This window comes from Longimicrobium sp., assembly GCF_036387355.1.
Lineage (GTDB): Bacteria > Gemmatimonadota > Gemmatimonadetes > Longimicrobiales > Longimicrobiaceae > Longimicrobium.
Window position 1 is genome coordinate 1 of sequence record NZ_DASVTX010000152.1, and the last position, 6,334, is coordinate 6,334.

Annotated in this window: 4 protein-coding genes; 2 read left to right on the forward strand and 2 right to left on the reverse strand. The window is 70.1% G+C overall.

Going from position 1 to position 6,334, the window contains the following annotated elements; genetic code table 11:
• Positions 1–138: 138 nt before the first annotated feature.
• Both VF665_RS07035 and VF665_RS07040 read right to left on the reverse strand, forming a co-directional pair.
• Positions 139–1,443, reverse strand: coding sequence for a hypothetical protein (locus VF665_RS07035; RefSeq protein WP_331052703.1), 1,305 nt, complete (start codon positions 1,441–1,443; stop codon positions 139–141).
• Positions 1,444–1,765: 322 nt separating this feature from the next.
• Positions 1,766–4,486 (reverse strand): DUF5916 domain-containing protein, encoded by a 2,721-nt coding sequence (locus VF665_RS07040; protein ID WP_331052704.1) that lies wholly within the window; start codon positions 4,484–4,486, stop codon positions 1,766–1,768.
• 164 nt (positions 4,487–4,650) lie between these two features.
• Here VF665_RS07040 and VF665_RS07045 point away from each other — a divergent pair, with 164 nt between their 5' ends.
• Together VF665_RS07045 and purN are read left to right on the forward strand one after the other, a co-directional pair.
• The gene (locus VF665_RS07045) at positions 4,651–5,583 is read left to right on the forward strand and encodes a LysR family transcriptional regulator (RefSeq protein WP_331052705.1); all 933 of its coding nucleotides are present in this window, start codon (positions 4,651–4,653) and stop codon (positions 5,581–5,583) included.
• A gap of 83 nt (positions 5,584–5,666) precedes the next feature.
• The coding region (gene purN / locus VF665_RS07050) for a phosphoribosylglycinamide formyltransferase (RefSeq protein WP_331052706.1) at positions 5,667–6,334 on the forward strand (668 nt) is incomplete at its 3' end.

The following is a 6,334-nucleotide window of genomic DNA, read 5'->3' on the forward strand; positions in this document are numbered from 1 at the left end:
CGCGCCTCCCCGGCACTCGTGACTGCGCAAGAGGCGAGGAAATAGCTCCTGAAGCCCGACGAGCGGCGCCTTATGTCCCGTTCGGAACCGGAACAGCCTTCGGTCAGGCGCTCGGGAGCCTACTCGCTTATTTCAGGGCTAGGCTGCGCAGTCCACTCGAAAGCGCAGCAGCACCGTCGTGACGTGCAATTGCTCGGCATTGTAGACGCCGCCGGCCACCACGTACTCTCCGTTCCGCGACTTCAGCGACGCGACGCTGCCCAAGTACGGGTTGGGCTGGTGATGCAGTAGCCTGCCCCCGCGATCCACGAACCGGATCTCGGACGGCTCATCCGCCCGTGGCTCGTGTACCGTGATCCAGAGATCCGATCGCGGATCGAAGGGCAGGGCGAATACATGGTTCCAGAAACTGGCAGACGGCTCGATCATCATCGTAGGCTCATTCCTCTCGCCCACGTCTCCAATCATCGCGAACGCCCGCCATGCCCCCCCCTCCTCAGGAGGGGCTGGGGACATCCAGGTGAGAGATCCGCTTCCATCCGCACGAAACCGGAGGGATGGGCGATGTACCTGCTGCTGCAGCGCGGAAATCACGCGGCGGGTACGGGCCCACTCCCCCCGGCGGTGCCATAGAAACAGGCTGTTGCCGTTGTCCTCGGGCGTGTACGGGTCTGATTCCACCGTCGCCAGGACGAGCCCGGAAACCGGCGAGTAGGCGGGCGCCGCATAGATGCCGAAGCGAGTAGGAAGAGAATCATAGGCCCACCGCCCTTCACGCCGCTCAAAGACCAGCATGCGCCGGAACTGGTCCGGAGCCCTGGCAATCAACGCGAGAGCCAGGGTGTCCCCGGTGCGCGCGAGGGGCGAAAGGTCAGCGGACATTCCCCAGCCCTCCGGATGCGGAAGGGTGTCGAGCATGGTCAACTCCGCCCCCCGAACGATCCCGGACCAGAGCCTGCGAATGGTCCTGGCCTTGAAGTCGGGCGGGGTATCCTCCGACTCGATTCTTTCGCCATACACCACCGTCCAGGAGCCGTCGGAGTTTGGCGCCACACCGACATCTCCCAGCAGCCGGTTGGTGATGGGTGCGCGCACCAGGCGCGGCGTTCCCTCCGGACTCACCACCGCGCCAAGCACGCTGTCCATCACGACAGGCCGCCACACGCCGGCCGAGTCCTGCTCAAGGAGTGCGTAGAGGTCGCCGGCGATGAACATCTCCCCCGCGCTGTTGGTTTCGAACGCGTGAGGAGTGAAAAACAGGCGGCGCCCACCCAGCATCAGCGAGTCGCGCCCCACCTCGCGAACGGTGCATCGGCCCGCGTCGCCGCTCACCACGGCCGTCCCGGCGGCGGCGGGAAATGCCTGGGACCACGCGTTCGCGGTGAACGCGACGATGCAGAAACACGCGATTGTACCGACGGACCAGAGGTGGCGAAGAGGCACGATGCGCGGGAGGGTGGAGGTGGGACGGCGGCGAACGTTGCGTCCCGAAAAGGATGCATGCCGCGTGCCCTGATTGTCCCTGAGTGAGCGGTGTGGCCCTTGCCTGATTCATCGAACCGCTGCGTCCGGAGGATACGAGAGGATGGCTCCAGCCGCCCATCGTGATATTGAGTCCTGAACAAGGTGGCGAATGCGAGAAGCCCCGAGCGCGGATCGTCCACGTTCGGGGCTTCTCGTCATCCGGCAAATCCGTCAGGGCATCAGCGGCTCATTCAGCACGTTGCCTCGATTTGGATCACGTTGGTGCACGCCGCTCAGGGCATCAGCGGCCGATCCAGTACGTCGCCTTGATCAGGAACACGTTGCGCGCCGGGACGCGCCACAGTTCGCCAAAGTCGCGCAGCGCGTCAAAGTCGCCCAGCGCCTCCTGCCCCTCGCGCTGCTGCTGCCACACCAGAAAGAGCGCGCTTCCCGGCCGGTACTCCCACCGCAGCACCGCGTTTCCGCGCACCGAGCGAAAGTTGAAGTTCGGGTTGCCGAAGCGGAAGCACGAGGCCGGGCCGGCGCCGTCCGGATCCACGGCGTAGACGCCGTCGTCGCGCTGCGTGCCGCACGCCCCGCCCAGCTCCACGGTTCCCGTCTCCCTGCCGTACACCGCGAACCGGTCGTCCCGCGGCGCCTCCAGTTCCTTGAATCCCCGGTACGATCCAGCGGATACGAACGGCCGGGCGTACAGCTGCAGGCTCAGGTTGGGCGTGAAGGTCCAGTTCAGCCGCGCCGCCATCTCCGCCGTGTTCTGCGTGAGCGTGGCGAACACGTAGCGCCGCCCGAAGGTGTTGGCGGCCAGCGCGTCGGTGCGCGTCATCACGTACTGGTTGCTGGATACCACCCGCTCCAGCGCCGGGCCGATGGAAAGCTGGATGTTGGACGTGGGCCGCGCGCTCACCGACGCGTACACGAACCGGACCTCGCCGCCGTCCGCCGCCTGCACCCCGAACAATTCGCCGTTCAGCGTCACGCGCTTGCGCGGGTCCGTGCCCAGGGTGCTGGAGAACGACCAGGACGAGGGGGTGCGCACGATGGGCCCGCCGCGCGTGAGCCGGTCGTCCAGCGCGGGGGCCACGTACTCCACCGTGGCCCCGCCGCTCCACAGGTTGCGGAACGTTCCCGTGCCGCGCAGCGCCACACGATGGTCCAGTCCATCGCCCCCGAAGTTCCACCCGTTGCTGGTGAACGCGCGGACGAACCAGTCGCGGAACACCGGGCCGGGTCGCCCCTGGCGCCGCCCGAACAGGGCAGAAAGCGCGCGTCGGTCGGTGCGCCCCAGAATGCCCGCGTCGTTCACCTCGAAGCCCGGGCTGATCTCCTGGTACCACACGCTGCCGCGCCAGTCGCCGCCCTTTCGCAGCGCCGCGCCGAATGCGTGGCCGGCCAGCGACGTGGCGGTGGAATCGTAGCGCAGGTAGTCGGCGTCCGGCCGCCGGTAGTAGCGCGCGCTGGACCGCTGGGCCGCGCCGATGGCGGACTCGCTCCCGCCGATGCGGCTCCCGGCCAGGTATCCGCTCACCGACCAGGTGCGGTCGCGCGTGGAGTGCTCGCCATCGATTCCCGCCACGTACCCGTCGGACCGCAGCCGCGGGGCGAACACCGTGTCCTGCAGCGCGCGGTGCGTGGCCGTGGCGATGCCGCCCAGCACCGTGCGCCCCGCCGCGAAGTCGCGCCGGGTGCGCGCGACCAGGTAGTTGCTCAGCGGCTCTACCCCGACGGTGCGCCGCAGCCCTTCCGCGTCCAGCACCCGCGCGTTCTCCGGCGCCGTCACCGCGTCCAGAATGCCGATGGACCAGCCGCCCGGCGTTTTTCCCGTCACCTTGGCGGCGCCCAGAATCGTCGTCTGCGGGTTGCGGTCAAAGAAGCGGATGCCGGGATCCGCGCCCAGCTGCCGCTGCGGCTCGCGTCCCACGCGGCGGGAGTAGAAGAACTGCGGTGAGCCCTGGCTGATGTACGAAAGCAGGCTGCCGAAGCGGAACAGGTCGCTGCCTTCGACGAAAAAGGGCCGGTTTTCCGGCAGCACCGTCTCGAACGCGCTCAGGTTCACCACCGCCGGGTCCGCCTCCACTTGCCCGAAGTCCGGGTTGATGGTGGCGGAAAGCGTAAGGCCCAGCGGCAAGCCGGCCCGAACGTCCGCCCCCACGTTGAAGGCCGCCTCGCTGCCGCGGTAGAACGGGTCGGGGTCGCCCTCCGCGCGGCCGGGGTCGCCCAGCGAGGCCGGCGTGCGGGTGAGCCGGGTGCTGGCGTACGGCATCAGCTCCAGCCGGGTGGGCGGGCGCACGCCCACCAGCCCGGTCAGCGTGCCGAAGCGGGAAACGAAGCCGTTGTCGTTCTGCGTCCACGGCGACCACACGGCGCGCGACTGGTAGCGCGCCATGTCGCGCGTCAGCTGCAGTCCCCAGGTGCGCTCCGCGCCCTCGTTCACGCGCCCAAAGCGCAGCTGCGACAGGGGGATGCGGAACTCCGCCGTCCATCCCGCGGAGTCGATGGTCGTGGCCACGTCCCACACCGCGTCCCAGCCGGAATCCTCGCTGTTGTCGTTGGAGAGATAAACGTCGCGCTTGACGCCGCGCGGGTTCACGGCGAACGCAAAGGCCGTCCGCCGGTCCAGGTAGCTGTCCACCATCACCTGCGCCCAGTCGCTGTAGATGCCGCCCGCGTCGCGCCGGGCCAGCTGCGCGGCGATGCTGTCCGGCCGCGGATCGTGCATCCGCATCCCCCCGTACAGCGTGCGCTCGTCGTACAGCACGCGCGCCTCGGTGCGCAGCCGCGGCGCGCCGCCCGGGTTGGGGTACGCCTCCGTGAACGAAGAGGTCGCCTCGGCGGCGGTCCAGGCGGCCTCGTCCAGCCGGCCGTCCACGCGAATGGCGGCGGCCCGCGACGCACGCAGCGACGGCGTGACGCGCGTCCCCGCCGCGGGCGCGGTCTGCGCGGCGACCGGCGCGGCCGATGCCGCGGCCAGCATCAGAGGAAGAAGAAGGCGGCGCTGGATCATGGGCGGGCTGCTGGGTGGACGGGGTGGCAAATTTTCAGCACGTGACCACTGTAGCTGAAATTTCAGCATATGTCCAATATGATGAAGTTGCTGACGCGATACGCAGCGCGTATGATGCGAGTCCACCCACGTCCCCATGCGTTCCCGAAACATCCCGCGCGCCCATGAAGCCGGAACTGCTGGAACGGATCGAACTTCGGCACCTGCGCTACTTCATCGCCGTTGCGGAGGAGCTGCACTTTGGGCGGGCGGCGGTGCGGCTGGGGATGGCGCAGCCGCCGCTGAGCCAGCAGATCGCGCGGCTGGAGCGGCTGGTGGGGCACGCCCTGTTCGAGCGGCGCCCGCGCGTGGTGCTCACCGAGGCGGGAAGGGTGCTGCTGACCGCGTCACGGCGCCTGCTGCTGCAGGTGGAGCAGGGTGTGGATGCGGCGCGGCGCGCGGGGAGCGGCGAGGGGGGCGTGCTCACCGTGGGGTTCGCCGCGTCCACCATGCTGACGGTGCTCCCCGGCGTGCTGCGCGACTACCGCGACCGCCACCCCGCGGTGGACCTGCGGCTGCGCGAAATGTCCACGGCGGCGCAGGCGGACGCGCTCAAGGCGGGGCTCATCGACGTGGGCTTCATGCGAGAGCCCGCGGCGGACGCAGCCATCCGCGCCGAACCCGCCGTGCGCGAGCCGTTCGTGGCCGCGCTGCCGCCGGGGCACGCGCTGGCCGGGCACGCCACCCTTCCCCTGGAGCGCCTGGCGGACGAGCCGTTCGTCCTCTTTCCCCGCCGCGTGGCGCCCACGCTGTACGACCAGGTGATCGTGCTCTGCCGCGCCGCGGGCTTTCACCCGCGCCAGGTGCAGGAGGCGCAGGAGTGGCTCACCATCGTGGGGCTGGTGGATGCGGGGCTCGGCGTGTCGCTGGTTCCCGCGTCGTTTCAGCGGCTGCGGTGGGGCGGGGTGGCGTACGTGGTCCTGGAAGGGTCCGGCGGGCAGACGACCATCGCCCTCTGCACCCGCCGCGAGGAGCCGTCGCCCACGCTGGCGGGGCTGCTGGAACTCACGCGCGAGCGCCTTCCCCTGCTGCGGGGCGCCGGTCCGGCCGCGTCCTGAACGGGGAGGGCGCGGCGGCTTGACGGTGCCGGGGCGCGGGCCTATGATCGCGCCGACTTTCCCCGTCATTCCGGAGAACCATCGTGTCCGTCCCCGCGCGCATCGCGGTGCTCGCCTCCGGTGGAGGAAGCAACCTGCAGGCGCTCATCGACCGTTTTCACACCGATCCCGACGCCCCCGCGCGCGTCTCGCTGGTGGTTGCCAGCCGTGGCGGGATCGGTGCGATCGGCCGGGCGGAGCGCGCCGGGATCGACGCGGTGGTCATCGACGGGCGCGCGCTGCCGCCGGACGCCGTCCGCGACGCCTTTCTGGACGGGCTTGAAGCGCACCGCATCGACCTGGTGGTGCTCGCGGGGTGGCTGCAGCTGGTGCCCGCGGAGGTCGTGGCGCGCTATCAGGGGCGGATGATCAACATTCACCCGGCGCTCCTTCCGGCGTTCGGCGGGCACGGGATGTACGGCATGCGCGTGCACCGCGCCGTCATCCAGTCCGGCGCGCGCGTTTCCGGCGCCACCGTGCACCTGGTGAACGAGCGGTACGACGAGGGCGCCATCCTGGCGCAGTGGCCCGTCCCCGTGCTCCCGGGCGACACCGCCGAAGCGCTTGCCGCGCGCGTGCTTGCGGTGGAGCACCGGCTGCTTCCGCTCGCGGTGGAGACGATGGTGCTCGGTGCCCGCCTTCCGCGATCGGACGGCGGGCCGCTCGCGTTCGGCCCCGCGGGCGAGTTGCCGGGGGACGACGCGCTGCGCAC

Coding starts and splice junctions, on each gene's coding strand:
- VF665_RS07040 (WP_331052704.1), bottom strand. CDS start 4,486: ATGATCCAGCGCCGCCTTCTTCTTCCTCTGATGCTGGCCGCGGCATCG.
- VF665_RS07045 (WP_331052705.1), top strand. CDS start 4,651: ATGAAGCCGGAACTGCTGGAACGGATCGAACTTCGGCACCTGCGCTAC.